The sequence below is a fragment of the Streptomyces sp. NPDC001204 genome (assembly GCF_053598035.1).
Genome location: NZ_JBSFJL010000006.1, coordinates 20,562 through 45,709, shown reverse-complemented (window position 1 = coordinate 45,709; position 25,148 = coordinate 20,562). Strand labels below are relative to the sequence as shown.

The 25,148-nt window shown below is 71.2% G+C and carries 24 protein-coding genes and 1 tRNA gene; 13 read left to right on the top strand and 12 right to left on the bottom strand.

Features of this window, described 5'->3' with window-relative positions:
- Nucleotides 1–300: 300 nt before the first annotated feature.
- Entirely contained in the window at nucleotides 301–654 is a 354-nt protein-coding gene (locus ACWC91_RS10565; RefSeq protein WP_225074976.1) for a helix-turn-helix domain-containing protein, read from the top strand.
- Nucleotides 655–738: 84 nt separating this feature from the next.
- Here ACWC91_RS10565 and ACWC91_RS10560 read toward each other — a convergent pair whose 3' ends face one another.
- On the bottom strand, nucleotides 739–1,227 hold the full coding sequence (locus tag ACWC91_RS10560) for a DUF3515 family protein (RefSeq protein ID WP_450640673.1): 489 nt from the start codon (nucleotides 1,225–1,227) through the stop codon (nucleotides 739–741).
- A 200-nt stretch (nucleotides 1,228–1,427) separates the two neighbouring features.
- Between ACWC91_RS10560 and ACWC91_RS10555 the strand changes: the two genes are divergently transcribed.
- The 4 genes from ACWC91_RS10555 to ACWC91_RS10540 all read left to right on the top strand — a co-directional run bounded on the left by ACWC91_RS10555 (nucleotide 1,428) and on the right by ACWC91_RS10540 (nucleotide 4,394).
- Nucleotides 1,428–1,940 (top strand): RICIN domain-containing protein, encoded by a 513-nt coding sequence (locus ACWC91_RS10555; RefSeq protein ID WP_225074978.1) that lies wholly within the window; start codon nucleotides 1,428–1,430, stop codon nucleotides 1,938–1,940.
- Nucleotides 1,941–1,957: 17 nt separating this feature from the next.
- Nucleotides 1,958–3,184 (top strand): hypothetical protein, encoded by a 1,227-nt coding sequence (locus ACWC91_RS10550; RefSeq protein WP_450640675.1) that lies wholly within the window; start codon nucleotides 1,958–1,960, stop codon nucleotides 3,182–3,184.
- A gap of 125 nt (nucleotides 3,185–3,309) precedes the next feature.
- Nucleotides 3,310–3,816, top strand: coding sequence for a hypothetical protein (locus tag ACWC91_RS10545; RefSeq protein WP_450640676.1), 507 nt, complete (start codon nucleotides 3,310–3,312; stop codon nucleotides 3,814–3,816).
- On the top strand, nucleotides 3,813–4,394 hold the full coding sequence (locus ACWC91_RS10540; protein WP_281154886.1) for a TlpA family protein disulfide reductase: 582 nt from the start codon (nucleotides 3,813–3,815) through the stop codon (nucleotides 4,392–4,394). Before ACWC91_RS10545 ends, ACWC91_RS10540 begins: the two co-directional genes overlap by 4 nt.
- Before the next feature lie 91 nt (nucleotides 4,395–4,485).
- Here ACWC91_RS10540 and ACWC91_RS10535 read toward each other — a convergent pair whose 3' ends face one another.
- Nucleotides 4,486–5,145: an HAD-IA family hydrolase gene (locus ACWC91_RS10535; protein WP_225074982.1), complete on the bottom strand. Its 660-nt coding sequence runs from the start codon at nucleotides 5,143–5,145 to the stop codon at nucleotides 4,486–4,488.
- A 573-nt stretch (nucleotides 5,146–5,718) separates the two neighbouring features.
- Complete coding sequence (locus ACWC91_RS10530) at nucleotides 5,719–6,297, bottom strand: TMEM165/GDT1 family protein (RefSeq protein ID WP_225074983.1); 579 nt, start codon at nucleotides 6,295–6,297, stop codon at nucleotides 5,719–5,721.
- Nucleotides 6,298–6,729: 432 nt separating this feature from the next.
- Between ACWC91_RS10530 and ACWC91_RS10525 the strand changes: the two genes are divergently transcribed.
- Together ACWC91_RS10525 and ACWC91_RS10520 are read left to right on the top strand one after the other, a co-directional pair.
- The gene (locus tag ACWC91_RS10525; RefSeq protein WP_225074984.1) at nucleotides 6,730–7,383 is read left to right on the top strand and encodes an HNH endonuclease family protein; all 654 of its coding nucleotides are present in this window, start codon (nucleotides 6,730–6,732) and stop codon (nucleotides 7,381–7,383) included.
- A gap of 286 nt (nucleotides 7,384–7,669) precedes the next feature.
- On the top strand, nucleotides 7,670–8,251 hold the full coding sequence (locus ACWC91_RS10520) for a DedA family protein (protein WP_263637592.1): 582 nt from the start codon (nucleotides 7,670–7,672) through the stop codon (nucleotides 8,249–8,251).
- Nucleotides 8,252–8,368: 117 nt separating this feature from the next.
- On the opposite strand, the gene ACWC91_RS10515 is transcribed toward ACWC91_RS10520, so the two are convergent.
- Nucleotides 8,369–8,599: a DUF2277 domain-containing protein gene (locus ACWC91_RS10515; protein ID WP_450640678.1), complete on the bottom strand. Its 231-nt coding sequence runs from the start codon at nucleotides 8,597–8,599 to the stop codon at nucleotides 8,369–8,371.
- A gap of 308 nt (nucleotides 8,600–8,907) precedes the next feature.
- Here ACWC91_RS10515 and ACWC91_RS10510 point away from each other — a divergent pair, with 308 nt between their 5' ends.
- The 4 genes from ACWC91_RS10510 (at nucleotide 8,908) to ACWC91_RS10495 (ending at nucleotide 11,909) form a co-directional block, all read left to right on the top strand.
- On the top strand, nucleotides 8,908–9,270 hold the full coding sequence (locus ACWC91_RS10510; RefSeq protein WP_450640679.1) for a hypothetical protein: 363 nt from the start codon (nucleotides 8,908–8,910) through the stop codon (nucleotides 9,268–9,270).
- A 97-nt stretch (nucleotides 9,271–9,367) separates the two neighbouring features.
- Nucleotides 9,368–9,439 (top strand) — tRNA-Val (locus tag ACWC91_RS10505).
- A gap of 206 nt (nucleotides 9,440–9,645) precedes the next feature.
- Nucleotides 9,646–10,416, top strand: coding sequence for a DUF4097 family beta strand repeat-containing protein (locus tag ACWC91_RS10500; protein WP_225074988.1), 771 nt, complete (start codon nucleotides 9,646–9,648; stop codon nucleotides 10,414–10,416).
- Between the two features lie 74 nt (nucleotides 10,417–10,490).
- Nucleotides 10,491–11,909 (top strand): coiled-coil domain-containing protein, encoded by a 1,419-nt coding sequence (locus tag ACWC91_RS10495; protein ID WP_225074989.1) that lies wholly within the window; start codon nucleotides 10,491–10,493, stop codon nucleotides 11,907–11,909.
- A 31-nt stretch (nucleotides 11,910–11,940) separates the two neighbouring features.
- Here the strand turns inward: ACWC91_RS10495 and ACWC91_RS10490 are convergent, their stop codons facing one another.
- The 3 genes from ACWC91_RS10490 to ACWC91_RS10480 all read right to left on the bottom strand — a co-directional run bounded on the left by ACWC91_RS10490 (nucleotide 11,941) and on the right by ACWC91_RS10480 (nucleotide 16,904).
- Nucleotides 11,941–13,182, bottom strand: a complete 1,242-nt coding sequence (locus tag ACWC91_RS10490; protein ID WP_450640681.1) for an amidase domain-containing protein — start codon at nucleotides 13,180–13,182, stop codon at nucleotides 11,941–11,943.
- A 186-nt stretch (nucleotides 13,183–13,368) separates the two neighbouring features.
- A complete protein-coding gene (locus tag ACWC91_RS10485; protein WP_376500492.1) occupies nucleotides 13,369–14,685 on the bottom strand; it encodes a polysaccharide deacetylase family protein in 1,317 nt (438 codons plus the stop codon).
- Between the two features lie 47 nt (nucleotides 14,686–14,732).
- Entirely contained in the window at nucleotides 14,733–16,904 is a 2,172-nt protein-coding gene (locus ACWC91_RS10480) for a transglycosylase domain-containing protein (RefSeq protein WP_450640686.1), read from the bottom strand.
- Between the two features lie 385 nt (nucleotides 16,905–17,289).
- Between ACWC91_RS10480 and ACWC91_RS10475 the strand changes: the two genes are divergently transcribed.
- Nucleotides 17,290–17,511 carry an FmdB family zinc ribbon protein gene (locus tag ACWC91_RS10475; protein WP_100567009.1) on the top strand — a complete coding sequence of 74 codons (222 nt, stop codon included), beginning with the start codon at nucleotides 17,290–17,292 and terminating at the stop codon, nucleotides 17,509–17,511.
- Nucleotides 17,512–17,541: 30 nt separating this feature from the next.
- Here ACWC91_RS10475 and ACWC91_RS10470 read toward each other — a convergent pair whose 3' ends face one another.
- Genes ACWC91_RS10470 through ACWC91_RS10460 form a run of 3 tightly spaced genes read right to left on the bottom strand, consistent with a single transcriptional unit; the run spans nucleotide 17,542 to nucleotide 22,146 of the window.
- Complete coding sequence (locus ACWC91_RS10470) at nucleotides 17,542–18,354, bottom strand: HAD family hydrolase (RefSeq protein ID WP_376500490.1); 813 nt, start codon at nucleotides 18,352–18,354, stop codon at nucleotides 17,542–17,544.
- Nucleotides 18,354–20,930: a phosphoribosyltransferase gene (locus tag ACWC91_RS10465; protein ID WP_376500488.1), complete on the bottom strand. Its 2,577-nt coding sequence runs from the start codon at nucleotides 20,928–20,930 to the stop codon at nucleotides 18,354–18,356. Before ACWC91_RS10465 ends, ACWC91_RS10470 begins: the two co-directional genes overlap by 1 nt.
- 37 nt (nucleotides 20,931–20,967) lie before the next feature.
- Nucleotides 20,968–22,146, bottom strand: coding sequence for an HpcH/HpaI aldolase/citrate lyase family protein (locus ACWC91_RS10460; RefSeq protein WP_281155777.1), 1,179 nt, complete (start codon nucleotides 22,144–22,146; stop codon nucleotides 20,968–20,970).
- Nucleotides 22,147–22,317: 171 nt separating this feature from the next.
- On the opposite strand from ACWC91_RS10460, the gene ACWC91_RS10455 reads away from it, so the two are divergent.
- Nucleotides 22,318–23,100 carry a TerD family protein gene (locus tag ACWC91_RS10455; protein ID WP_281155778.1) on the top strand — a complete coding sequence of 261 codons (783 nt, stop codon included), beginning with the start codon at nucleotides 22,318–22,320 and terminating at the stop codon, nucleotides 23,098–23,100.
- A 30-nt stretch (nucleotides 23,101–23,130) separates the two neighbouring features.
- Here ACWC91_RS10455 and ACWC91_RS10450 read toward each other — a convergent pair whose 3' ends face one another.
- Nucleotides 23,131–23,868 carry a TerD family protein gene (locus ACWC91_RS10450; RefSeq protein WP_225074997.1) on the bottom strand — a complete coding sequence of 246 codons (738 nt, stop codon included), beginning with the start codon at nucleotides 23,866–23,868 and terminating at the stop codon, nucleotides 23,131–23,133.
- 123 nt (nucleotides 23,869–23,991) lie between these two features.
- Nucleotides 23,992–25,140 carry a DUF475 domain-containing protein gene (locus ACWC91_RS10445; protein WP_225074998.1) on the bottom strand — a complete coding sequence of 383 codons (1,149 nt, stop codon included), beginning with the start codon at nucleotides 25,138–25,140 and terminating at the stop codon, nucleotides 23,992–23,994.
- Nucleotides 25,141–25,148: the final 8 nt, after the last annotated feature.

Genomic DNA, 25,148 nt, shown 5'->3' with positions numbered 1-25,148 from the left:
CCGGCGATCCGGCTGGGTCGGGCCGCTGTCGGGCTGACACGTCACACCCGCCTGCCGAGGTGACGGCGTGTGATCTGCGGCACCCCTGCCCCGGTGACACTGGACACTCCGCCCGTCAATGCCGCTGTTCAGGCACCGCCACAAGGGCCCCTTCTCGGAGCAACGCCCGTTGGACAATGGAGAGTTGGGGCATCCGTAATGGCGTGCTCACGGGGTGACCGATGGGTAGGTTGGGATCGGTCCCGGCCGCAACCAGGCCACGGGGGTCTGCTGGGAGAAGCCGGGACAGGAAGGGCCGACATGACCAAACGGTCCGATGTGGTGAATCCAGCCTGTTCGTACCGGCGCACGGGACACAATCCGGGGTGCGGGGTGTGGAGGCTGGAGAGCCTGACCGGGCGGGAGCGGGAAGTGCTTCTGCTGCTCGGGACGGGCTTGGGCAACCGGGAGTTGGCCCGGGAGCTGGGGATCGCGGAGCGCACGGTGAAGGCGCACATCGCGAACATCGTGGACAAGACCGGTCAGCAGACGCGGACGCAGGCCGCGATCGTCGCCGCTCTGGCCCACGACGCGCTGTGCCCGGATCCGACGTGCACGCGGCACCTGGCGAGGGTTCCGGTTCCGGGGCAGAGACGTCAGTCCTCCGCCGCATAGCCGCATAGCGGCACAACTGCACAACTGCACGGCCGCGCAGAGGAGGCTCGGTGCCCGTCCGCCACAGGGCGGGCACGGAGCCGGTCACTCCGCCGCGAGGCAGTGGGACGTCGGCCGGATGGGGGCGACGAGCCTGGAGAGGTTCACCAAGGCGGCGTCGGTCTTCGCCGCGCCGTCGAAGACCACCTGGGTGGCGGGCGTACGGCCGTAGGTGACGACGACTTTCCTGCCGCTGGTGGACTGGGCCAGGTCGATGACCCAGTCCACGCCGTCGACCGCGAAACACGGGTCGCCGGTCGGCCCGGGAGGAGTGACTCCGCAGCGCAGCACGATGTCGCGGTCCCCCCAGACGGCGATGCCGGAAAGGTCGCTGTCGCGGCGGGGAAGGCCGCCGAGGGACGCGGGGGCGGCGCCGGCGATGCGGTGGCAGTGCGGGGCGCCGGAGGCCTTCGCGGGGCGTAACCCGGCGTCGGCACCGGTGTCGGCGAAGGCGTAGACGGTGAGGGCGGCGCCGGCGGCGACGACGCACACTCCCGCGATCAGTGCGGGCAGCGATCGGCGGGTGGAGGGCATGCTCGGGGTCGTCTTCCCGGGGCGGGGGCGGCTGGGTCGGGCGCAACGTTAGGGCATCGGTACGGACGCGGTTGACGCGGCCCGGGTTCATGTCCTTTCGGGCATTGCCTCTTTGTACACCTCCCCAACAGACGTGGTGGCGACGGTTGTTCGTGCCTAAGTTCGGTCGCGCAAGCAGATCGACTGTTCAGGGGGAAGCGATGCGCAAGGCAGTCAGTTCGTTCGCGCTGGCCGCGGTGGTGACCGGGACGGTGGCCGCGATGTCGGCTCCGGCCCAGGCCGCACCGCAGGCGAAGGACCCGTACGCGCACACCCGGCTCGAACGGGTGTGGGCGCCCAACACGTGCCTGTCGATGGGCGGCAGCACGAAGAACAACGCACGGCTGATCGTGGCCAAGTGCGCCAAGACCGACAAGACGCAGCGGTGGACGCTGAAGCGCCTGTACAGCAACCAGTCGGTGTTCACCATCAAGAACGACAAGTCCGGCAAGTGCCTGACGGTGGACTCCAAGAGCCGCATCGTCCAGTACACCTGCAAGCCCTCGTCGAAGAACCACCAGTGGGTGCTGTCCGGTTCGCGCATCATCAGCCGGTCGAAGAACAAGGCGATCGCCTCCAACTCCACCAAGTCGGGCTCGAAGCCGTATCCGGAGGCGTGGCACTCCAGCCCGTCGAGCAAGGAGCGAGGCCGGCAGGAGTGGGGCCTGTCTTGATCGGGAGCGGGGTTTTCATGCAGGGGAAGCGCTCCGTGCCGCGCGTGCTGGCGATGACGGCGATTCCCGCCGTACTGCTGGCGTCGTCACTGACGTCCGCCTCCGCGCGGGAGGCGTCCGGGGCGTCCACGGCGGCGTCGTCCACGGGCAAGGCCGCCGTGTTCGTACTCGACGCGGACAGCGGCCGGTTCGGCGGGGCGAAGCCGGGCATGGCCGCGTCGGCGGCCCGGGTGGCGCCGGTCGGGACGTACATCGGCAAGGCGGCCGACACGCAGATCCTCGCGGCCGGCGGCCAGAAGGTGATCGCCGACATCACGCTCGCCTCCTCTCCGGTGAAGGCGGAGCGGGCGGCGTGGGCGGCCTCGTCACGGTTCGTCGACCTGTCCTGGCCCGACCTGGGCGCGGCTGGGTACACGGTGTACCGCAATGGCGTGAGGATCGCCGACACGCCTGGTCACAGCCTGCGCGACACGGGAGTGGCGGCGGGCAGCCAGGTCGACTACAGGATCACCGGTGAGGCCGGTGGACTCGGGCACACCTGGGGCCTGACGGCGACGGTGCCGCGGTCCGACGACACCGCGACGCTCGCCAGGACGGCGCAGCAGATCGAGGCCAAGGCGAAGAGCTACGTCAAGACGACGGTGGTGTGGCGGTCCTTCATCCGGCAGCAGTGGGCGACCGTCCCCAGCAAGCTGGGCTCGGTGTCGGGCTGCAAGTACACCAAGGGCTACAAGTACGCCGGCGACAACCGCGGCTTCTCCAGCAAGGTGACCGGCCCGTCGTTCCGGGCCGGCCTGCGCGGGATCGTGTACTGGAAGAAGTCGCCGTACGAACTCTTCCCGGAGACCGGCTGGACGAAGGTGTACAACGCCAAGACGGGCAAACTGGTGGACAAGCGGAAGGCGTCCACGAAGGGCATCGACTTCCGGACGAAGACGCGCTACGACGGCAAGACCCGTGCCGTGCACGCGCAGATCGAGGCCACGGACCCGTTCTGCCCGACGTCCGGGCCGAAGCGGGCGGGCATCGGCGCGTTCTACGACACGCGGCTGGCTCGCAACGGCGACTTCTACGTGTCCGGCAAGTACCGCAAGGCCCCGGACCACGAGATGTACCTGTACGGGTACACCAGCGGCGACAAGCACTCCACGAAGGTCGTGCACCAGTCGAGGATGAGCAGTCTGCTGTGCCTGTCCCAGCCGATGTGCGAGCTCGGCACGATCGGCAACAACGGCGGCTACTGACCCCCGCCTCCGGCCCCGGGGCCCGCGCCCCGGCCCCGGTCACGGTCGTCGGGGCACGGGGAGGACAATGATCGGTGAAGCGGGCCGCCGCCGCGCGGGCGGCCCGTGACCAAAGGGGGAATGACGTGACTGTCACCTGGCGCAGCGCCGTGTCCTACGCGCTCACCGTCGTAGTCCTGTCCTGGCTGACCGGGGCGGCCGTGGACCTGGCGTGGACGGCCGCTTCCGGCAGCGGCCTCGGGGGGTGGGTCTCCCTCTGGGTGAAGGACCCGTGGAACGCGGTCTTCGTCGTGGCTGCCACCGCGTCCCTGACGCTGGCCAGAGGGCTGCTGGCCGCGCTGCCGCGCTGGCGCGTGGTCCTCGTCGACGGATTCGTCTACCTGGTGATGCTGCTGGCCTGCTCGGGGCTGTCGGCGTGGGCCGGTGGCGACGACGCCCCGGCGGACACCGCGTCCATGATGGCGGTCTACGCGCTGTTCACGCTGCAACTCCCCGCGGCGTGGCTGCTGTGCGTGTGGCGGACGGGGCACCTGGAGGTCGTTCTCAGCCGGGCCGGACGGAACGGGACACACAGCGGCCACAAGGACCACACGGGCCACGGGGACGACCAGCGGGACACGACCGGGCGATGACGACGACCCGACGCCCGTACGCGGCCGTGGCGGTGGTCGCCGCCTGTGCGATCCTCGCCGGCTGCTCGACCCCGGACCCGATCGGCGACACCACACCAGGGGAGCGACTCACCAGGACTCTGAAGGAGGGCGAGCGCCCCGCCGCTCCCGACTTCTCCGGCACCTCGCTGGAGGGCGACGAGATCCGCCTGTCCGACTACCGGGGCAAGGTCGTGCTGGTCAACGCCTGGGCCTCCTGGTGCGGTCCCTGCCGGGCGGAGGCGCCCGAGTTGAAGAGGATCCAGGAGAAGTGGGGCGGCCGCGGCGTCCAGGTGCTGGGGCTCGACAACGACGGCAGCCGAGCCGACGGACTCGCCTTCCAGAAGGAGTTCCGTCCGGGCTACCCGTCCCTGCACGATCCGGCGGGCAAGCAGGCCCGGAGGCTGCCACACGGCCTGGTGAACACGCAGACGCTCCCGTTCACGGTCGTCATCGACCCGGCGGGAAAGGTGGCGGCGACTCGCATGGGACCGCTGACGGAGCCGCAGATCGCGAAGGTCATCGACCCGCTGCTGGCCGCCGCGGGGCGCCCCTCCTGAGGGCACGCGGCCGGAACAGCACGCCTGGGGCCCCTCGTTCGGACCATGCCGGGGTGATCCCGAACGAAAGACCCCGGTGCCGCGGCACCAGCTAGGCCACGTGCAGCCGGACGCTCCCGTCGCCCACGGCCTCGACCCGTACCTGGGTCAGGTCCCGAACGACCGCGTCCGGCCGGTGGAACCCGGCACGCGGACCGACACCGATCACGCGCATGCCCGCGGCGCGGCCCGCCGCGATGCCCGCCCCGGAGTCCTCGAAGACGACGCAGTCGGCGGGCGCGACACCCAGTTCGGCGGCGCCCTTGAGGAAGCCCTCGGGGTCGGGCTTGCTGGCCCCGACGGACTCGGCGGTGACGCGCACGTCGGGCAGGGGCAGGCCGGCGGCGGCCATCCGGGCCGTGGACAGGGCCACGTCGGCCGAGGTCACGAGGGCGTGCGGCACCTCGCGCAGCCCCGCGAGGAACTCCGCCGCCCCCGGGATCGGGATCACGCCGTCCATGTCCGAAGTCTCCTCGGCGAGCATGCGCGCGTTCTCGGCGAGGTTCCGCTCCACGGGCCGGTCCGGCAGCAGCAGGGCCATCGAGGCGTGCCCCTGACGACCGTGGACGACCTTCATCACCTCGTCACCGTCCAGCCCGTGGCTGTCGGCCCAACGGCGCCAGATCCGCTCGACGACGGCGTCGGAATTGACGAGGGTGCCGTCCATGTCCAGCAGGAGGGCGCGGGCGGTGAACACGGCGGTGGCCGTCATCGGCAACTCCAAGACACAGCGAAGGGGGGCGTGGGAGCACACCCCCGAAGAAACAAGGCGGCCCCGTCCACCGGTCAGGGAAAGCGGACGGGAGCCACTTTGTTTCCCCACGGTACAAAACATCCGGGCATCTGGCCACCGCACCCCCGGAGCCGGGGACGAATCGGCCGAGCAAAGCGGGGTGCGGGGGCAGAGCCCCGCCGGGACCCGGGACGGACCCCCAGGCCGGCACCCTCCCATCCCACCGAGACGGGCGAGCGGGCGAGAAACCAGGGATGCAGGGGGCAGAGCCCCCCGCCGGGACCCGGGACGGACCCCCAGGCCGGCACCCTCCCGTCCCACCGAGACGGGCGAGCGGGTGGGAAACCGGGGGGTGCAGGGGGCAGAGCCCCCGCCGGGGTCTGGGGCGGGGACCCATGGTGGCGGGGACCCCTCACCCCACCGAGACGGGCGGGCGGGTGCGCGAAGCGCGGCCGCAGCAAGCAACACCCCCACCGAACTCCGGGGCGGATCCCCAGGACAGGCCGCCCTCACCCCACCGCGGGAAAACCCGGCACGTGACCGAAACCCCCGTCACGCCACCGCCTCCCACAGACTCCACACCCCCAGCCCCGCCATCAACAACGCCGCGATCTTCGTGATCAACGCCAGCGGCACCCGCCGCATCAACGCCTTGCCGCCCACGATGCCCAGCCCCGCCACCGCCCACAGCGCCAGCACCGCCCCCAGCCCCACCGACAGCGGATCGTCGTAACGAGCGGCGAGGTTCGCCGTCATGATCTGCGTGAGGTCACCGAACTCCGCGACCAGGATGAGCATGAACCCCGTCCCCGCGACCTTCCAGAAGGACTGGTCCTCGGGCCGCCGGACCTCCTCCTCGCCGTCGTCCTTCTTCAGCAGCAGCATGGCCGCGCCACCGAGGAACAGCACGCCCGTCACCGCGTGCACGATCCGCTGCGGCAGAAGAGTCAGCACGCTGCCGGCCGCCACGGCCAGCACCACGTGCAGCAGAAACGCGGCGGCGACGCCGGCGAAGACGTACGAGGCCCGGTAACGCGTACCGAGGACGAGCCCCGCGAGTGCCGTCTTGTCCGGCAGCTCCGCGAGGAAGACGACGCCGAAGACGAGCGCCAGGACGCTGAAGGTGATCACTGTTCCTCAATCGGTCGGGGCCACCCCGCCGAGAGTGCTGCGACTGGTGCGACAAGACGCCTCGGCAGGGCAGCACACGATTCACCCCTGCCGTACGGCACGGGCGTGCACTGCTTACCGAAGGTCTCGCTGGCCGACCTCGCTCACGAGGTCCGCCTCCGGGCGCCGGCTCAGCCGAGCTGAGCAGTATGTCGACGGTCCGGCGAAGAGCTACTCCCCTTCCGCGCCCCCATCGTACGCGACCGCCCGCGCGACCCGGCCGGCACCGAGATCCACATCACAGCGAACAGCAAGTCCAGTCACACCCCTTGCTGTGTCATGCACACGTCACTAACTTCTCACCGCACGCTCACCCGCCCGCAACACTGCGCGGCGAGCATTCCCTAGCCCCCCTGCTCGCACCCAACGCCCCTCACCCCCAAGGGAGTTCGCATGTCCCGCAGGTTCAAGCTCTACGCGCGTCAACGACTCAGCATAGTCGCGGCGATCACCGGACTCATAGCCTCCATAGGCCTGTTGAACGGCCCGACCGCCTCCGCGGCCCTCCCCACCCCCGTCAGCGCGGCCACCGCGCGCACCTACCTCGCCTCGCTCACCGTCGCGACGCCGAACCACACCGGCTACGACCGCGCCCTCTTCCCGCACTGGATCACCATCAGCGGCAAGTGCGACACCCGCGAGACGGTCCTCCAGCGGGACGGCTCGAACGTCGTCACCGACGCCAACTGCGCGGCCGTCAGCGGCAGCTGGAAGTCGGCGTACGACGGCGCCACCTTCACCGTCTCCTCCAGCCTCGACATCGATCACGTCGTTCCGCTCTCCGAGGCCTGGGACTCCGGCGCGAGCAAGTGGACCACCGCCCAGCGCCAGGCGTTCGCCAACGACCTGACCCGCCCCCAGCTGATCGCGGTGTCGGCCAGCTCCAACCGCTCGAAGGGCGACAAGGACCCGGCGCAGTGGATGCCGACCCAGACGTCGTACCACTGCACCTACGTCCGCGCCTGGGTGCAGGTGAAGTACTACTACGACCTCTCCGTCGACACGGCCGAGAAGAGCGCGCTCCAGAACTACCTCGCCGGCTGCTGACCCCCGGCCCTCCCCGCCCGACTCCGTCGCCCCGTACCGCAGCCGTGCCGTACGGGGCGACGGCGCGTCGCCGGACGGACGCCGGGGCCTCGGTAATCACGTCAACCCCCAGTGAAACTTCTGTCACACTTCCGGCGTACGCTGTATGGCTGTTCAAGGCCGCTCCTGCCGCTCCCGCGCGACACGCGGCACGGTTCGCGGTTCACGGGGGTGACGGGGGGAGTTCTCGGTGCTGGAGAGCGTGGCGAGGGTGGGGGCACTCACCGGCACTCCATGGATCTACGTCATGGTGGCCGCGTCCGTACTGCTGGATGTGTTCCTGCCGGTCCTGCCCAGCGGCGTGCTGATAGTGACGGCCGCCACGGCGGCGGCCGCGGGCACCGGCGCGGCGACCGGTCACGTCCCGCAGAACGTGCCCGACATCCTGGCCCTGACCCTGTGCGCGGCGACGGCGTCCGTACTGGGTGACCTCGTCGCCTACCGTCTGGCCCGGCGCGGCGGCGAGCGCCTGGACCGCGCGATCTCCCGCTCCCGGCGGCTGAGCAGGGCGCAGGAACGGCTCGGCGCGGCCCTGTCCCGCGGCGGTGGCGGCGCGCTGGTGGTCCTCGCCCGCTTCGCCCCGGCCGGCCGCTCGGTGGTCTCCTTCAGCGCCGGCGCGGCGCACCGCCGGATCCGGGAGTTCCTGCCCTGGTCCGCGCTGGCGGGCCTGTCCTGGGCCACCTACAGCGTGGCCCTCGGCTACTTCGGCACCCGCTGGCTGGGCGCCGCCTGGCTGGCGACCTGCGTGTCGGTGGCGGCGCTCTTCGCGGCGGGCGCGGGAGCGGCGTACCTGATGCGGCGCCCGCCGAAGCCGGCGGAGGCGTCGTAGGACGAGTCCGACGACGGATGCCGCACCCGGCGCTCACCGTCACTCGCCACCGGGCCGCCACCCGACCCCGCCCGGCCGTCACCCGTATCCCGCCGTCACCCGGCCCCCTCCGGGCCGTCACCCGGCCCTGGACGCCGCCTGCCCCCGCACTTCCAGCCCCGCCAGCAGCTCCTGCGTGGCCTGCGCGATCACGTCGACCGCCCGGTCGAAGACCTCCTGGTTGTGCGCGGCAGGCGCCCGAAACCCCGAGACCTTCCGCACGTACTGCAACGCGGCCGCCCGGATCTCCTCCTCGGTCGCCTCCACGGGCAACACGGGCGGGCGCAGTGTCTTGATGCTCCGGCACATGCCCCCAGTGTCAGCACGCCCCGCGCCCACCGCGCAAGCACCCCGCCGCACCGTCCTCGCGCGGCGACCCGACCGAGGGCCGGCATCACCCGGAGCGGCACGCCCAGCAGCGCCTGCGGTCCGCGCGCGGGTGTTCACGGTGTTCTCCACGGCCGGGACGGTACGGACCGTGCCCCGGCCGCGACATCCGCGTTGCTACTTGAGAGCCCCTGCTCGAAAGCCGCTCCCGCCACCCGGAGCGAACTCGAACACATGAACCCCTGGCATTGCGGTCGCGAGCCAAATTCGAACAGGCGTAGCATTGCGGCGTGGCTACGCGCTATGACTTCCCGAGTGACCTCCTCGCCGGTCAGGAGGAGCTGCACCAGGTACGGGCCGAGCTGTCGGCCCTGCTCAAGCGGCTGCCCTGGTCGGTCGAGCCGCTGGACGGGTTCAGCGACGACGGCGGCTGGCGCAAGGTGGAGCGGCCGGCCTCACCGGGCTGGACACCGGACGAGCAGGCCGCGGTCGAAAAGCTCCGCCGCCGCGAGCACGAACTCGCGGTGTTCGTCAGCACCCACCGCTACTGGTCGGAACTGCCCGGCCCGGCCGGCGTCACCGCCCGCAGCCACCTGAAACACACCCCCGAACCCCCGGCCGACGAGGACGAGACCCCGCCCTCGACCGCCTGAACCACGCCATGCTCCTGGAAGTGACATGGGCCGCCGGGGGGCCGAACAACGGGTTTGCGGGACGGCTCCCCCGGCAAGGTAGGCTGTCCACTCGTCCGGGTGCGTAGCTCAGGGGTAGAGCGCCTGCCTTACAAGCAGGATGTCGGCGGTTCGAAACCGTCCGCGCCCACCGGTTTGCAGAGCAGTACGACCAGGGCCCAGGTCCACGGGTGACACCCGGAGACCTGGGCCTTCGTCGTGTCAACGGACCCGGTGCTGCGGGGGTTTACCCCACCCCCCGTCCGGTAGCCCGCCGGATTCTCCGTGGCGGAGGTTCTTTCTACGGTCTTCACAGAGCCGTGGGGGCTCGTCGTCCGTCGTCAGGGGGAGATCGTCATGTCCCGTTCCGTGCCCGCTCGTGTCGCCGCCGTCGCCGGTGCCGTCGTGGTCCTGGTCGCCACGGCCACGGCCTGCGGGGGCTCCGCCGAGGACGACACCAGCCCCGAGCGGCACTCCTTCGCCCTGCGCGGAGACACCCTGACCGTGGACTCGGACGACTCGGCGCTGGAGATCGTCGCCGCCGGTTCGGCGGAGCCGGGGACCGTGGAGGTCACCCGCTGGTTCCGTGGGTCCGTGCTGGTCGGGGACGATCCGAGGGTGACCTGGTCCATGCGGGACGACCGGCTGGTGCTGCGGATGAAGTGCTCGGGGTTGGTCGCCGACTGCTCGGCCAAGCACCGGATCGAGGTCCCGCGCGGGATCGCCGTGAAGGTCGAGGACCGCGACGGCAGCGTGCGGGCGCGCGGGTTCAAGGACGCGCTGAGCATCCGTACCGGCGACGGGTCCGTGCACGTCACCGACTCCACCGGGCCCCTGGAGCTGCGCTCCGGCGACGGGACCGTACGGGCGGAGGTCTCCTCCCGCCGGGTGCGGGCCACCACCGGCGACGGCTCGGTCCGCCTCGAACTGGCCGCCGTGCCGGACCGGGTGGAGACGAGTTCCGGGGACGGCTCCATCAGCGTGGTGCTGCCGCACGCCGTGTACCGGGTGACGACGAAGACCGGCGACGGCTCGGTGGACGTCTCCGTGCCCCGGAACGACGCCAGCTCCCACGTGGTGTCCGCGACCGCCGGCGACGGAAGGATCACAGTTCGTACGGCTGACTGACCGGCCCGTGTGTTCGTCCGCCGCGAATGGGAGAATGACCACACGCATGGCGGACCACAGCACGGGAGAGGGATGTGACGGCGACACCGGCGACCCCCGCACAGCCGCACTCGCCGTATGCACGGCCCCGGCCTCGGAGCGCCTGTCCGAGCCCGGCCCGCACCTCGGCCGCCCGTGACGTCCGTGATGTCCTCGTACTGATGGGCCTGCCGGTGCTCGCCCTGCTCGCGCTGCCGGCCGCCTTCGCGGGCGGCGGCACCCGGCGCTGGTTCGGCGGGCGGGCCGAGACCCAGCGGGCCGAGGCGCAGGCCGCCAAGGACGCCGCCGCGGCCGCCTTCTACGAGCTGGACAGCGCCCAGCGCGACCTGCGGATCTCGATCGAGACGATCACGGCCGTCGACGACTCCCCGGACGCCCGCCGCGCGGTCGCCGACTTCGAGGCTCTGGGGCGGCGCATCGACGAGGTCAGTCAGCGTTACATCCAGGCCGTCGACGCCCAGGACCTGGACCGTGACGACCTGGAGGCCTCCGTGGCCTCCCGGGCGCGCGTCGACCTGACCGCCGCCAAGGACGAACTGCTGGGCGTCAAAAGGGAGCTGGACCGTTTCGGCAGTGGCCTCGGTCCACTGCTCGGCAAGGCGGAGACCCAACTGGCGCGTGTGGCGCCCTCCGTGGAGCGCGCCCGGCAGGCCCTGAGCGCCGCCGCCGGCGCGCTCGACGACGTCCGCGGCTCCGGGCTCAGGGCGGACGACCTGGCCGCCCGGCTCGCCGCCCTCTCCCCCGAGCTGACCAGGCTCAACCAGGGCGCGGGACAGCACGGCGTGCAGCCGACGCTGGAGCGCGCCGAGCGGGTGGCGCGGGAGGCGGAGGCGATCCGGGCGGACGCGGTGCGGCTGCCGGAGCAGGCCGCCGAGATCGATCACCGGCTGGTGTCGCTGCGCACCCGGGCGCAGGCGCTGAGTACGCGCGCCGGGCAGGTGGAGCCGGTGCTCAGCGAGCTGCGGCGGCGGTTCACGGTCGCCTGCTGGCAGGACCTGCAACAGGTGCCGGAGCAGGCCGCCGGGAGTGTGCGGGAGGCGGAGGCGAAGCTGCGGGAGGCGCAGTCCGCGCGGGACGCCCAGCGCTGGCCGGACGCGACGGCGCTGCTGTCGACGGTACGGGCGCTGCTGAACACCACCGACGAGGCGGTGTCGGCCGCCGGGGACCGGCTGCGGCGGCTGAATTCGGTGCAGAAGGACCCGCAGGCGGAGGTCGAGCGGACCCGGTTCGCGATCCGGGACGCGCAGCGGTTGGCCATGTCGGGCCGTACGACGCCGGATCCGCGGCACGCTCGCCCGCTGGACGACTCGGTGGGCCGGCTGGAGCGGGCGGTGGCCACGCTGGAGGGCCGCCATCCCGACTACTGGCACTTCCTGACGGAGACCGAGGCGGTCCGGCAGACGGTGGCCGCGGTGGTGTCCCGGATCCGCGAGGAGCGGGGAGCCGGCCACTGACGGCCCGCTCCCCGCTCCCGGAAGGCACCGCTCAGGTCCGGTAGGCGTAGTAGTACGCGTCCGGGTAGGAGGCGATGATGCTCGCCACCGACCTGTTGTAGGTGTTGGTGGAGTGGTACGACAGGTACGGCACGCCCTGCGCGGTGCGGGACGTGACGATCATGGAGTGGTCCTTGGACCCGTCCCGGTTGAAGTCCACCTGGAGCACGTCGCCGACGTCCATCTGGTAGACGTTGGCGAGGCTGGTGACCCGCTTGGAGGACAGGGCGAACCAGGAGAACTCGTTGACGCCGACGAACGAGTCCGACTGGATCTCGGAGTTCCCGAACCACTTGTGGAAGTCGTACGTGTAGCCGGGTTCGTGCTTCCAGCCGCCCGCCTTGAGGGACTGGCTGACGAAGTTGGTGCAGTCGCCGCCGGCTCCCGCCCAGTTGAAGTCGGGGTAGGCGGGGTTGTAGTTGTTCCAGTACTTCGTCGCGTACGCCGCCATGGCCTTGTAGTCGTAGGCGCCGCCGGAGAGGTTCTTCGGCGCGGCGGGCGGGTTCGTGGTGATGGCCGCGCGAGGGGCCGACGGCGGGTTGCCGTCGGCGGCGACGCCGGGGGCCGTGCTGGAGGCAGCCGGGGCCGCGGTGGTCGGAGCCGCGGTGGTCGGAGCCTGGGTGGTCGGAGCCGGGGTGGGCGCCTTGGTCGAGGCCTTCGCGGTCGGTGCCGTGGTCGACGGCTTCGCGGTGGGCGGCGTGACCACGGGCGGTGCGGCGATCTGGTTGACGGCGACGCCGTCGTCCGTGTCGCGGATGCGCGTCAGCTGCCAGTTGCCCTGCTGGTCGGCCCTGAACGTCAGCTCGTGGTGGGCCTGGAAGCCGGTGGTCTTCGGCTCGTTGCCGCGGATCTTCCGGTACGTCAGGGTCGTGGTCTCGGTGACGGCGACCTTGGCGTCGCGGCCCTTCACCTGGGTGGCGTCCAGCGACACGCTGGTCTTGGCGGCGCTGTACTTCTCACCCAGCTTCGCGAGCCGCGTCTTGCGGCCGCGCAGTTGGTCCAGGGCGGAGGTCTCCTCGCGCGACTGCGTGCCGGACAGGCGGACCTTGCCGGAGAAGCCGGACGTCAGCCGGTGGTGGCGTCCCTTGCTCCCCGGGGCGTCGTCCACCAGGGCCTGGGTGCGGTCGGTGAAGACCGCGTCGGCCAGCTTCTGGAAGGTGGCCCTGGTGGCCGCGTCCACCGTCGGGTCGTCGGTGACCGCCGCGCCCGCGCTCCAGTTGGGCACCAGCGCCACGCCGGCGACGACCGAGGCGGCCGCCGCCGAGACTATGGTGGCGCGACGCCGTTTACGGCTTAATTTCCTTGATTTCAATGGTGTTCCCCTCTACGCCGGTAGACCTACCGGGCGACGGCATCTTCGCATGCGGTGTGGAGTTGCTGTGGAGCGGGGGGCACAAGTGGAACTCCCCAGTCCTGCATGTCAGTTGACGACCGACGACCAGTCGGGGGACTGGGCCGGGTCCAGGGCGCGCAGCCGTTGCAGCGTCTCCGGCTTCTGGACGTCCAGCCAGTCGGCGAGCTCCCGGAACGAGACGCACTTGACGTCCTTCTTGGTGCAGATGTTCTTGACGACCTGGTCGATGGCCTTCATGTAGATGCCGCCGTTCCAGTCCTCGAAGTGGTTGCCGACGAACAGGGGCGCCCGGCTGCCGTAGTAGACCCGGTTGAATCCGGCCATGTAGGAGTCGACGGTCTGCTGCTCCCACTGCGGGAAGTTGGCCGGATCGCCCTGGGTCTCACCGTTGGACTGGTTGTAGAGGAAGTTGAAGTCCATCGACAGGCCCTGGTACTTGCCGTCCTCGTAGGGGAGCATCTGGAGCGGGAAGTCCCAGACGCCCTCCTTCTTCGACGGCCAGATCTGGAAGTCGCCGGGCGAACTGGCGTCGTAGCGCCAGCCGTAGTCCTTGATGGCCTTCAGCAGGTTGGGCTGCCCCTCCAGGCAGGGCGCGCGTCCGCCGGTGATCTCCTTCCTGAAGTCGAAGGGCAGCGGCGGGACGTCGGTGAGGCCGCTGTTGGTCTTCCACTTCTCCGCGAAGGAGTAGAACTGGTCGATCTCGCTCTTCCACTCCTTGACGCTCCAGTCACCGCCGCCCTTGGCGCCGCAGAAGTGGCCGTTGAAGTGGGTACCGATCTCGTTGCCGTCCTCGTACGCCTCGCCGAGCTGTTCCAGGGTGGTGCGGATGTGGTCCACGGTGGCGTAGTCGATGGCGGCGGCGCCCGCCGGGTGCTGCGGCGGGTGGTAGAGGTCCTTCTTGGCCTTGGGCAGCAGGTAGATGCCCGTGAGGAAGAAGGTCATGTGGGCGTCGTACTCCTTGGCCAGCTCGCGGTAGTGCGAGAACAGGCGGTCGTCGCCCTCCAGGGCGCCGTCCCAGGAGAAGACCACGAACTGCGGCGGTTTCTCGCCGGGTTTGAGCGGCTTCGGCTTCCACTCGGCCTTCTGCGGGCCGGTGTAGGAGGTGGAGCCGTCGCCGAGCACCCGGACCTTGCCGTCCCACTCGGGCTCCTCGGCCGCCCCGGACGGGGAACCGGCGTCCTTGGGGCCGGACTTGGAGCCGGCCTTGGCGTCCGCTCCCTTCGATCCGGCGGACGCGGTCGGCGTGGTCGAGTCGGCACGGGTCAGCGTCAGGAACCCCGCCACCACGGAGGCGACGACCAGCAGGGCGGCCAGGGTCAGGAACTCGGGGCGGGTGGCACGGCGGGGCGCACGGGCCTTGCGCCGACGGCCGGTTGACTTCATGGGGGGCTCAATCTGCGAGGGGGGTGGGTGCGGCCGGGCCGCCGGGTTCAGCCGAGTGGGTTCATGGCACCGGCCCAGATCCCGTAGGGGACGCTGTCGGCCGGGGTGCCGGCGACTCCTTCCAGCGGCAGCGGTTCGAGGCTCCTGGCCAGGTCCATGCGGTAGACGACGACCGCCGTGGACACCGACCCGGCCGTGCCCGCGTACCAGGCGGCGGTGTCGTCCTCGGTGGTGCCGGCCTTGCCCGCGACCGGGGCCGTGCCGGACGCCGCGCCCGGGTGGGCGGTGCGGAAGGAGTCGCCGAGCGCCTCGGTGACCGCCGCGGCCACGCCCCGGCCGAACGCGCGCCGTGCGGCCGGGGCGTCCAGCCGGACGGAGGAGCCGTTGCGGGTGATGCGCCGCACCGAGTACGGCTCGGTGTGCGTGCCCTTGGCGGCGAAGGTGGCGTAGCCGCTGGCCATCCGGATCGCGCTCGGGGTGGAGCTGCCCAGGGACAGCGCGGGCACCTGCGGGCCCATGCTGGAGGGCAGCAGTCCGGCGGCCTGGGCGGTCTGCTTGACCCGGTCCAGCCCGGTGTCCATGCCGAGTTGCATGAAGGGCGTGTTCACGGAGTTCGCGAGCGCCTGGTGCAGGCTGATCCGCCCCCAGGACTTCTTGTCGTCGTTGTGGGCGGACACCTTCTTTCCGCTGCGGTCCCAGTAGGGGCCCTCGGGGGTGGTGACGGGCACGTCGTCGTCGCCGTCGTAGAGGGTCTGGGGGGTGACCTGCTCCCTGGGGACGTCACGCCGCTTGGTGACGCCGTGCTCGAGTCCGGCCGCGTAGACGAACGGCAGGAAGGCCGAACCGGCCGGGACGGTCGAGGCGTTGGACTCGTTGTAGCCCTGGGTCCGGTGGTCGGGGCCGCCGTAGACGGCGAGGATGCGGCCGTCGGCGGCCACGGAGGCGGCGCCGTAGTGCACGGTCCCGGCCGGGCCGGGGGTGGTCTTCCGCGCCTTCTTGCGGGCCTTGGTGACCTCGTCGGTCAGGGTGCTCTCCCGCTTGCGGTCGAAGGTGGTGTAGATCTGGTAGCCGCCCAGGTCGAACTGCTGGTCGGTGATGTGCGCGGTCTTCCTGGCGTACTGCGAGGCCAGTTCGACCAGGTAGTCGCTCTGCTGACCGGTGTCGTAGAGCGGGTTGCGCTTGAGCGGCTCGGGGAACGTGCGGAACTTGGCGCGTTCGGCCTGCGACAGCTTTCCGATCTTGACCATGCGGTCGAGGGTCCAGGTCCAGCGCTCCACGGCCCGGCTGTGGTTGGCCGGGCTCAGGGTGGGGTCGTAGAGCCCGGCACCCTTGAGCAGGGAGGCGAGGAAGGCGGCCTCACTGGCGTCGAGGTCGCCGACGTCCTTGCCGTAGTAGGCCTGGGCGGCGCGCTGGATGCCGTAGGTGCCGCGGCCGAACCAGCTGGTGTTGAGGTAGCCCTCGAGGATCTTGTCCTTGCTCATCCGGTTGTCCAGCTTGAGCGCGATCATCGCCTCGGTGAACTTGCGGCTGACGGACTGGTCCTGGGAGAGGTAGACGTTCTTGACGTACTGCTGGGTGATGGTGGAGCCGCCCTGGGTGTCGCCCTTGCCGACGGTGCGCCACAGGGCTCGGCCGATGCCCGTGAAGGAGATGCCGGGGTCGCTGTAGAAGCTCTCGTTCTCGGCCGCGAGGACCGCCCAGCGGACGTCCTCGGGTATGTCCTTCAGCGGCATCGCCTGGCGCTGCACCCAGCCGGTACGGGCCATGGGGGTGCCGTCGGACCAGAAGTAGACGTTGTCCTGCTGGGTGGCGTAGGCGTTCAGGTTCCGCGGAATGTCGGTCGCGGCGTAGGCGATGGTCAGGAGGAGGGTGCTCAGGCCCAGGGCCGAGAGGGTGGCGCCGAGCCACTGCTTCCAGGAGGGGAGCCAGCGCCGCCAGCCGGTGCGGCCGGGGCGCGGGTAGACCGGTTTCAGTTTCCGTGCGTACGGCGCGGCCACCGCGACGAGGGGGGCGAGGCGCCGGGTCAGGGCCGGGGGGAGCGTGGGGCCGGTGCGCGGCTTGCGGCGGTCGGCGCGCCGCCGGGACGGACCGTCGGACGGGTCGGAGAGGTCGGGCGGTTCGGGCGGTTCGGGCTGCGTCCGTAAGACGCGTAACTGCATCGTCTCGTGCGGCTGCGCGCCCGTCTGCCGGCCACGGAGGGCGTCGACCTTCAGCTGCATGGTCTCGTCCGCTCGGCGCAGCGCGTCGACCTTGAGCTGGATCGTTTCCTCCGCACGCACCGACCGGTCGGTCTGCGACCGGCCCGGTGCTCCGGCCTCGGCGCGGCTCCCTCCGGTCCGGCGGTCCTCCTCCGGAAGGCCGTCCCCCCGCCCTGCCTCCGTCACTACTGCGTCCTCCTCCGCACTTTCGAATTGCTCGCGCGGGTCGACACAGTCACCGCAACTGCGGCTGCCCTCCCCCTTGTTCGCAGCCGCCACGCGGCCCTCGCGGCGCTACAAAATTATCAGCCGTCTTTTCAATTTCTCCGCACAAGAACTGGACAGAAACCAAGACATAAGAAACACCAAGGGCTGTGCGTCCGGTCACGCCCGTTAATCTGGGCACATGCCTCGCTACGAGTACCGCTGCCGGAGCTGCGGCGACACCTTCGAACTGAGTCGTCCCATGGCGGAGTCGTCCGCCCCGGCGAGCTGCCCCGCCGGGCACGACGACACGGTCAAGCTGCTGTCCACGGTCGCGGTGGGCGGCTCGGCGGCCGCCCCGGCACCCGCGCCGCGGTCCGGCTCGGGCGGCGGCGGGTGCTGCGGCGGAGGCTGCTGCGGCTGACGCTCCTGCCGACTGCCGCGGCTGACGCTCCTACCGGGGCGCTCGGGCCACCCTGAGGAACTCCCGCACGATCCGCTCGCCGGCGAGCACCCCGCGCTCGGGCAGGGCGGTGACGCCGGGTGCCGTCCAGCCGGTGTCGGCCAGTTCGCCGTGTCCGGGCCGCCAGCCGCGGTCCACGGCGTGCAGCAGGTCGGCGTCCAGCAGCGAGTCGCCGGCGCCGAGGACCAGGTCGGCGCCGGTGCGGCGGGCCACCTCGCGGACGGCGGCGCTCTTGGTCAGCGGCTTGGGGACGGCGTAGAGCTTGCGGCCCTGCAACGAGACCGTCCAGCCCCGGCCGGCCGCCCACGCGGCCAGCTCCTTCACCCACTCCTCGGGCAGCAGCTCGCGCTCCACCACGAGGTAGGCGAACAGATCCTCGGCGACGCGGTGCTTGCGCACCCAGGCCGGGTCGGCGGTGCGCAGCAGGTGCTCCTGGACCTCCGCGAGTGACGCGCACTCGTCGGCCAGCCGCGCGAGGACCCGCCGGTGCCAGTCGCCGTCCGACACGCCGTCCACCAGCAGATGGCCGCCGTTGGCGCAGATGGCGTACGTCGGTGCCGGGCCCGGCAGGTTGATGCGCAGGTACTGCTTGCGGGTGCGGGTCGTGGCGGGCACGAACACCGCCGTGTCGGCGAGATCGGTGAGCAGCTGGGCCGCCGTCTCGGTCAGGTACGACAGCGGCCTGCTCTCGTGCACCTCCACGCACAGCAGCCTGGGTGCCCGCGCGTCCGGCATGGTCAGCGCCAGGGCGGCGGAGGAGTAGATGAGCGTACGGTCGAGATCGCTCGCCACCAGGACCGGCATCAGCGGGTCACCGTCCTGCCGTCGGCGCCGGTCGCCCCGCGCGTGTACCGGGGGTGGATCAACCCCACGCAGCTGTAAGGCAGTTCGTCCACCTCCTCGACCGGGACCCCGCGCTGCGCGGCCAGCAGCCGTACGTGGTCCAGGTCGGCGCCGGCTCCGGCCCGCGCCAGGATCTTCCACGGCACCCGGCGCAGCAGCACACGGGTGGTCTCGCCGACGCCGGGCTTGACCAGGTTCACGTCGTGGATGCCGTACTCCTCGCTGATGCGCTCGACCGCCGCCCAGCCCTCCCAGGTGGGGGTGCGGTCGGTGGACAGCAGTTCCTTGGCGGCGGTGTCGACGCTGTCGGCGACCTCGGGGAAGCACTGGGAGACGGCGCCGAGGAAGACGTTCGACACGTCGGCGCCGGCCAGTTCGCGGTAGAACTTCGCGCCGTGGAAGTCGTGCGGGCCGACCAGGTCCGCGCGCAGCACGGTCCGCGAGATCAGGCCGGACACGGTGGAGTTGAGGCAGGCGGAGGGTATGAGGAAGTCCTCCCGGGTGCCGTACGTCCGCACGCACGAACCGGGGTCGGCCAGCACCGCGATCTCCGGGTCGAACCCGTTGATCCCTTCGTGCTCCTCGAACTCCCTGATCGCCTGCGTCAGTTCGCGGGTGATGGCGCCCTTGCCGGTCCAGCCGTCGACGAAGACGACGTCGCGGGGGTCGTGGTGGGCGGCCAGCCAGCGCAGCGCGTTGGTGTCGATGCCGCGGCCGCGCACGATCGACACGGCGTAGTGCGGCAGGTCCCGGCCGTGCCGGAACCGGGCCCAGCGCCGCATCAGTACGCCGACGGGTGTCCCGGCGCGGGCCAGCGAGACGAGCACGGGACCGGCGCCCGGGGTCTCCTCCGTCCCGGCCGGGTTCCTCCGGCGCAGGGGGAGTTCGGCGAGGATCGTCTCGGTGACCACGCCCACGGCCCGGGCGATCCGCGCGGCGGAGGCCGTCAGGGCCGTGTGGAACAGCTCCTGGTACTGCTCGCTGGGCTGGTACTCCACCGGCAGCGACTCGGCGTAGTGGGCGCCGCCGCTCTGGATCGCCTCCTCGCGCTCCTCCGTCGGCGCCTCCAGCGTCGCGTCCGAGAGGTCCTGGAGCAGCCAGCCGACCTCGTCGGGCGCGTACGAGGAGAAGGCGGGGCCGCGGAGGGGCTCGGGCAGCATCGGGGACCTTTCGGGGGCGTGCGGGGGCACGGGGAGGTACGAGGGCACGACCGCGAGCAGGACATGCGGGGTGTGCGCGGCGAGCCGGGCCAGCAGGCCGGTGGGCGCGTGCAGTTCGGGGGTGTCGGCGGCGGAGTCGACGACGGCGACCACGGCGTCGAAGCCACCGCCGGCGACGTTGTAGGCGTAGCGCTCGCCGGGGCCGTCGGCCGGGTCGTCGTGCGCCGGGAAGACCAGCCGGGTGCGGATCGCGTAACCGGGGTCGTCCACGGCCAGCACGGGCGAGCGGGTGGTGGTGGAGTACCGCACCTCGGCCTCCACGACCTGCTCCACCTCCCGCGCCAGCCGCAGCGGCGCGTACATCAGCTCCTCGCAGCCGAGCACCAGCACCTGCCGCGCGTCCCGGGGCAACGCCTCGGCGATCCGGGCGGCCATGGCGGGCAGCGCCCACTCCAGCCGGTCCCGGTGCACCGGCGTGAACCCGTGCCGCCCGCCGTCCGGCACCCCCCGGGGCCAGCGCAGCTCGACCCGCCGGACACGCCCGGCCCCCCGCTGCCCCGGAACGACGGACGCCTCACACACGGCAGTGCCCTCCGCCCCCGCCGAAGCACCGGCCGGGAGTGGTACCTGTTCCGAGCGGAACCCTGCCTGTTGGGCTGCTTCGTGGTGTGCGACGAGGTCCCGGCCCCTCTCCAGGACGTCCGCGGGAAGGCGGACCGTGCCGGAGGCGGTGGTCACCAGGGACACCTGGGCGTCGATCCGGTCGGCGAACTGCCGCAGCCGGTCCGCGTCGGACGGGGCCCGCATGTCGACCAGCGCGACGACGACGTACCGCTTGCGCGGATGGCGGGCGTGCAGGTCGCGGATGGTGTTCAGGACCGTGTTGCCGGTGGAGAACTCGTCGTCCACCAGGACCAGCGGGCCGTCGGAGGCCAGCAGCGCGGGGCTCTCGGGCAGCAGGAGGTGGGAGGTGGCGTGCGAGTGGGACTCCTCGAAGCCGCCGGCCGGGGCGACGCCGGGGACCGGGCGGCGCGTGGAGTGCAGGTACGGCGCGGTGCCGAGGCCGTCCGCGACCGCGTGGCCGAGGCCCGTCGCGGTCTCCGCGTAGCCCAGGACGACCGCCCGGCCGCACTGCTCGGCGCCCAGCAGGTCGCGGACCCGGCGGCCCAGGGCGAATCCGTGGCCGTACACGACCGAGGGCGACTGCGGCACGTGCTTGCCGAGCACGTTGGACACGAGCAGGTGCGCCCGCTTGGGGTTGCGGCGCAGCGCGAGACCCAGCAGGCCCGTCAGCCGGTCGTCGCCCACGAGTTCGACCCCGAGTCGCTCGGCGACCCAGGTGCCGGACCAGAGCCCGTCGTTCACTGGCTTGTTCATGCCTTCCTTGTGTGCCCTCGGCGGTGATGCGGTGCGGTCAGTCGGAGACCGCGGCGGCCAGCAGTTCCACGAAGCCGACGTCCTCCCGCGCGACGCCGAAGACCTCGGCGCGCAGCAGGGTCCGCTCGGCCCAGGCGCGGTGCGGCTTCACCTCGTTCATCTTGTTCGTGTACGCCGACCTCAGGACGCCCCCGCCGCCGCGCTCGGGCCGCAGGATGTCCGCCGCGTCGCTGAACTCCTCGTGGCTGACCACCGACAACGCGTGCACGGGCAGGACGTGCGAGGGGTGGATGCAGGTCTTGCCGAGCAGCCCGTTGGCCTGGTCCAGGGAGATCTCCCGCAGCAGCCCGTCCATCGCGTGCTCGATCAGCTTCTCGCGAAGCTCGACGGCCTGCACCTCCATGAAGGGGCTCTGCCGCAACTGTGGCTTGAACATGCGCTCCTGCACCCGGAAGTACTCCCACACCGGCCCGGTCACCGTGAACCCGGTGCCGTCGGCCCGCCCCAGCATGTTCACCACGTCGGCGATCACGGAGGCGACGACCTGGAGGTCGTAGGCGGTCATGTCGGGGGCCCTGCGCAGCCCGTACGAGGAGCAGAAGTCCGTCACGCCGAGGCGCAGCGCGAGCACCCGGTCGCGGTACTTGTCGACCGCGCGGAAGATCCCCTCCAGGGTCTCCACCCGCGACTCCCGGTAGAGCAGCTCGGGCGATTCGAGGACCGGCATGGCGAACAGCCGCCGTCCGCTCTCCGCCTCGGCGGCGTGCACCGCCTCCAGGAACGGAATGCCCCTCTCCGCGGTGAACTTCGGCAGCACGAACCCGGACAGCAGCCGCACCGCGGGCCCGAGGCGCCGCACGAGGTCGGGGATCTGCTCGGGGACGCGGACCCGGATGAACAGCAGCGGGAGCTCCACGGAGCCGGACGCCCGCTCGAGCGCGGCCAGTTCGGCGAACTGCCGGACCAGGTTCTCCTCGCCGTGTTCCACCTCGGCGTCGTCGATCGAGTCCTCCAGGCACAGCACCATCGAGACCACACCACGCCCCGCCTGCTTGACGATGTCGTCGGCGAGCCGCGGTCGGGTGGCCGGGCTGTAGAGCGTGGCGCCCAGGGCCGCGGAGAGCGTCCGCGCCGGGGAGTCGGCGGTGAACTCGCACGGCTCCTGATGGAACAGGCGCTGCCGCACCTCGGTGGCGAGGTGCCCGAAATGACGCATGAAGCTCCCCCCGTGGCGCATCGAGCGGCCTGCGAAGACTGTCAAAAGGTGGCCGGTAATAGTACGTACGAATCCATGTCCGAGGTTCCCGTGGGGCATGAATTTCAGGTAACCCGGCCGTGTCCATGCCCCGCGTTGTCGTGACCAGGACGGAGAAGGCAGGATGACCGCATGACGCACGCGATGCTGAAAGGGTCGAACGTCCCGCTGGACGTCACCACGGTACGGGCCGTGGTGCGCTGGACGCCCGGGCAGGGCATCCCGGACGTCGACGCCTCCGCGCTGGTCCTGGGTCCCGGCGGCCGTGTGCGCTCCGACGAGGACTTCGTCTTCTACAACCAGCCGCGGCATCCGTCCGGGAAGGTCTGGCGGCTGGGCAAGAAGCGGGTCGCCGACGGCCTGACGGACACGGTCCAGACGGATCTCGCCGGGCTCGACCCGGATGTGCTCCGGATCCTGCTGGTCGCCTCGGCGGACGGCGTCGCCTTCGACGTCGTGCAGGGGCTGCGCATCCTGCTGTACGACGCGACGGCCGCCGACGAGGAGCCGCTGGCCTACTTCGACATCAAACCGGAGACCGGCCAGGAGACCGCGCTGATCTGCGGGGAGCTGTACCGGCGGGGCGACGGCTGGAAGTTCCGCGCGCTCGGCGAGGGCTACTCGAACGGTCTGAAGGGCCTCGCCACGGACTTCGGCATCTCGGTGGACGAGTCGGAGGAGGCGCAGGGCGCGGGCGCCGCTCCGGCCGCGCAGCCGCTGCCGCCGGAGCAGCCCGTGCAGGTGCCCTCGTCGGCTCAGCCGGCGTACGGGTATCCGCAGCCGGTGTACGGCTACCCGCAGCAGCCGGTGGCGGCCACGGCCCCGTCCGGGTACGGGTATCCCCCGCCGGTGGCGGCCGTGCCCGACCCGGAGTTCCGGCTGCCGCCGCAGGGGCCGCAGTTCATCGGGCGGTAGGCGGTACGGCCGGGGGACGCCCGGCTCGCGCTACCGGTCCGCCTTGGACTTGTAGCCCCGCCCCCACTGGAGGCCCCAGCCGTACAGGCGGTCCAGTTCCGACTGGAAGCCGTAGACGAACTTGACCTCGCGGCGGACGACCAGTTCGCCCTTGACGTTCTCGATCAGGACCACCGCGCACGAGCGTGCCTGCGGGTGACGTTCGTCGAGGCCGATCTCGATGCGGGGGCCGTTGCTCGGATACATCGTGACGATCGCGTGGGTGCGGTCGAAGGCGGGTGTCTGGTCGTAGATGTAGACGAAGACCAGCAGCCGTTTGATCGCGTCCCGGTGGTCGAGGTTGATGTACATGGTCTCGCCGGACGCGGAGCCGAACCGGTCGTCGCCGCTGAGCTTGACGTACGGCGGTGCGTTCACGTCGCCGAGGAAGCCGCCGAGGGGCTGTACGACGCCCTTGGTGCCGTCGGACAGCTCGTACATGCAGCCGAGGTCGAGGTCGACGTTGACCATGCTCTGGCTGTGCCCTTGCACCTCCGGCGGCTTGAGCGCCTTGAACGGGTGCCGCAGCAGGCTCTGCCGGGCCGGACCGTCGAAGTCCGAGGTGCGCATCCGCCAGGTCAGGTTGACGCGCAGATGCCCGGTGGCCGCGCCCTGCTTGGTCAGCGACACCTGGTGGTGCCGCTTGGTCAGCTCGATCGCGTTGGACGAGGCGCTGCCCGAGTCGAAGTCGGCCGCGCGTCCTCCCAGCAGACCGTCGAAGAAGCCCATGTCCCTTTCCGCCCCCAGTTCACCGCACACCGGACCCATGCGACGGGGCGGCCCCGGAGGACCGGTTCGACCCGGTCCTCGTCGGCCGCCCCGCACAAGAGCGTTCCCTCACCCGGAGGGCTGTCACACCCCTGAGGAGACCTCGCTCTGCGCGTCCGCCCCCGCGGCGCTCGTCTCGGCCGCCGCCAGGGCGCGGTTGCGGCGCACCGAGGACCAGAAGGACCAGGCGATGAGGACCACGCCGACCAGGCCGGTGATCACCTCGTTGATCTCGTACTGGATGGTGACCATGAGGATCACGGCCAGCGCGCCGATCGCGTAGTGCGCGCCGTGCTCCAGGTAGACGTAGTCGTCGAGGGTGCCCTGGCGCACCAGGTAGACCGTGAGCGAACGGACGTACATGGCGCCGATGCCGAGGCCGAGGGCCATCAGGACGATGTCGTTGGTGATGGCGAAGGCGCCGATCACGCCGTCGAAGGAGAAGGACGCGTCGAGCACCTCGAGGTAGAGGAACATGAAGAACGCGGCCTTGCCGGCCAGGGCGACCGCCGAGCGCTTCCTGCCGGTGCGCGCGGCCTCTTCCTCCTCCTCGTGCTCGCGTTCCTCCTCTTCCTCGAGCTTGTCCTCGAAGTAGCCGGACAGTCCGCCGACGACCATGTACGTGATCAGACCGGCGATGCCGGCGATCAGCACCGTCTGCGCCTTGTCGATGTGCGCGCCGCCGTGCTGGTGGGCGTTGGCGGCGAAGGTGAAGGAGGTGATGAGCAGCACGACCAGGGCGATGCAGACCGACAGCATGTCGATCTTGCCGAGCTTGGCGAGCGGCCGCTCGATCCAGTGCAGCCACTTGATGTCCCGGTCCTCGAAGATGAAGTCCAGGAAGATCATCAGCAGGAACATGCCACCGAACGCGGCGATCGCCGGGTGGGCGTCCGTGACCAGCTGCTGGTAGCGGTCCTTGTTGTTGAGCGCGAGGTCGACCGCCTCGACGGGGCCCATCTTGGCGGTGATGGCGACGATCACGACGGGGAAGACCAGCCGCATGCCGAAGACCGCGATGAGCACGCCGACCGTGAGGAAGATCTTCTGCCAGAAGGCGTTCATCTTCTTCAGGATTCCGGCGTTGACGACCGCGTTGTCGAAGGACAGCGAGATCTCGAGGATGGACAGGATCGCCACGATCCCGAAGGCGGTCCACCCCCCGTACAAGACCGCCGCGGCCAGGCCGAGCGCGGTGACCGCGAACGACCAGCCGAATGTTTTCAGAAGCACTGGCTACC

Bases quoted from the DNA above. Each gene is read 5' to 3' on its own strand.
- ACWC91_RS10565 (WP_225074976.1), top strand. From the start codon at position 301: ATGACCAAACGGTCCGATGTGGTGAATCCAGCCTGTTCGTACCGGCGC.
- ACWC91_RS10560 (WP_450640673.1), bottom strand. From the start codon at position 1,227: ATGCCCTCCACCCGCCGATCGCTGCCCGCACTGATCGCGGGAGTGTGC.
- ACWC91_RS10555 (WP_225074978.1), top strand. From the start codon at position 1,428: ATGCGCAAGGCAGTCAGTTCGTTCGCGCTGGCCGCGGTGGTGACCGGG.
- ACWC91_RS10550 (WP_450640675.1), top strand. From the start codon at position 1,958: ATGCAGGGGAAGCGCTCCGTGCCGCGCGTGCTGGCGATGACGGCGATT.
- ACWC91_RS10540 (WP_281154886.1), top strand. From the start codon at position 3,813: ATGACGACGACCCGACGCCCGTACGCGGCCGTGGCGGTGGTCGCCGCC.
- ACWC91_RS10535 (WP_225074982.1), bottom strand. From the start codon at position 5,145: ATGACGGCCACCGCCGTGTTCACCGCCCGCGCCCTCCTGCTGGACATG.
- ACWC91_RS10525 (WP_225074984.1), top strand. From the start codon at position 6,730: ATGTCCCGCAGGTTCAAGCTCTACGCGCGTCAACGACTCAGCATAGTC.
- ACWC91_RS10520 (WP_263637592.1), top strand. From the start codon at position 7,670: ATGGTGGCCGCGTCCGTACTGCTGGATGTGTTCCTGCCGGTCCTGCCC.
- ACWC91_RS10515 (WP_450640678.1), bottom strand. From the start codon at position 8,599: ATGTGCCGGAGCATCAAGACACTGCGCCCGCCCGTGTTGCCCGTGGAG.
- ACWC91_RS10500 (WP_225074988.1), top strand. From the start codon at position 9,646: ATGTCCCGTTCCGTGCCCGCTCGTGTCGCCGCCGTCGCCGGTGCCGTC.
- ACWC91_RS10485 (WP_376500492.1), bottom strand. From the start codon at position 14,685: ATGAAGTCAACCGGCCGTCGGCGCAAGGCCCGTGCGCCCCGCCGTGCC.
- ACWC91_RS10480 (WP_450640686.1), bottom strand. From the start codon at position 16,904: ATGCAGCTGAAGGTCGACGCCCTCCGTGGCCGGCAGACGGGCGCGCAG.
- ACWC91_RS10475 (WP_100567009.1), top strand. From the start codon at position 17,290: ATGCCTCGCTACGAGTACCGCTGCCGGAGCTGCGGCGACACCTTCGAA.
- ACWC91_RS10470 (WP_376500490.1), bottom strand. From the start codon at position 18,354: ATGCCGGTCCTGGTGGCGAGCGATCTCGACCGTACGCTCATCTACTCC.
- ACWC91_RS10465 (WP_376500488.1), bottom strand. From the start codon at position 20,930: ATGAACAAGCCAGTGAACGACGGGCTCTGGTCCGGCACCTGGGTCGCC.
- ACWC91_RS10460 (WP_281155777.1), bottom strand. From the start codon at position 22,146: ATGCGTCATTTCGGGCACCTCGCCACCGAGGTGCGGCAGCGCCTGTTC.
- ACWC91_RS10455 (WP_281155778.1), top strand. From the start codon at position 22,318: ATGACGCACGCGATGCTGAAAGGGTCGAACGTCCCGCTGGACGTCACC.
- ACWC91_RS10450 (WP_225074997.1), bottom strand. From the start codon at position 23,868: ATGGGCTTCTTCGACGGTCTGCTGGGAGGACGCGCGGCCGACTTCGAC.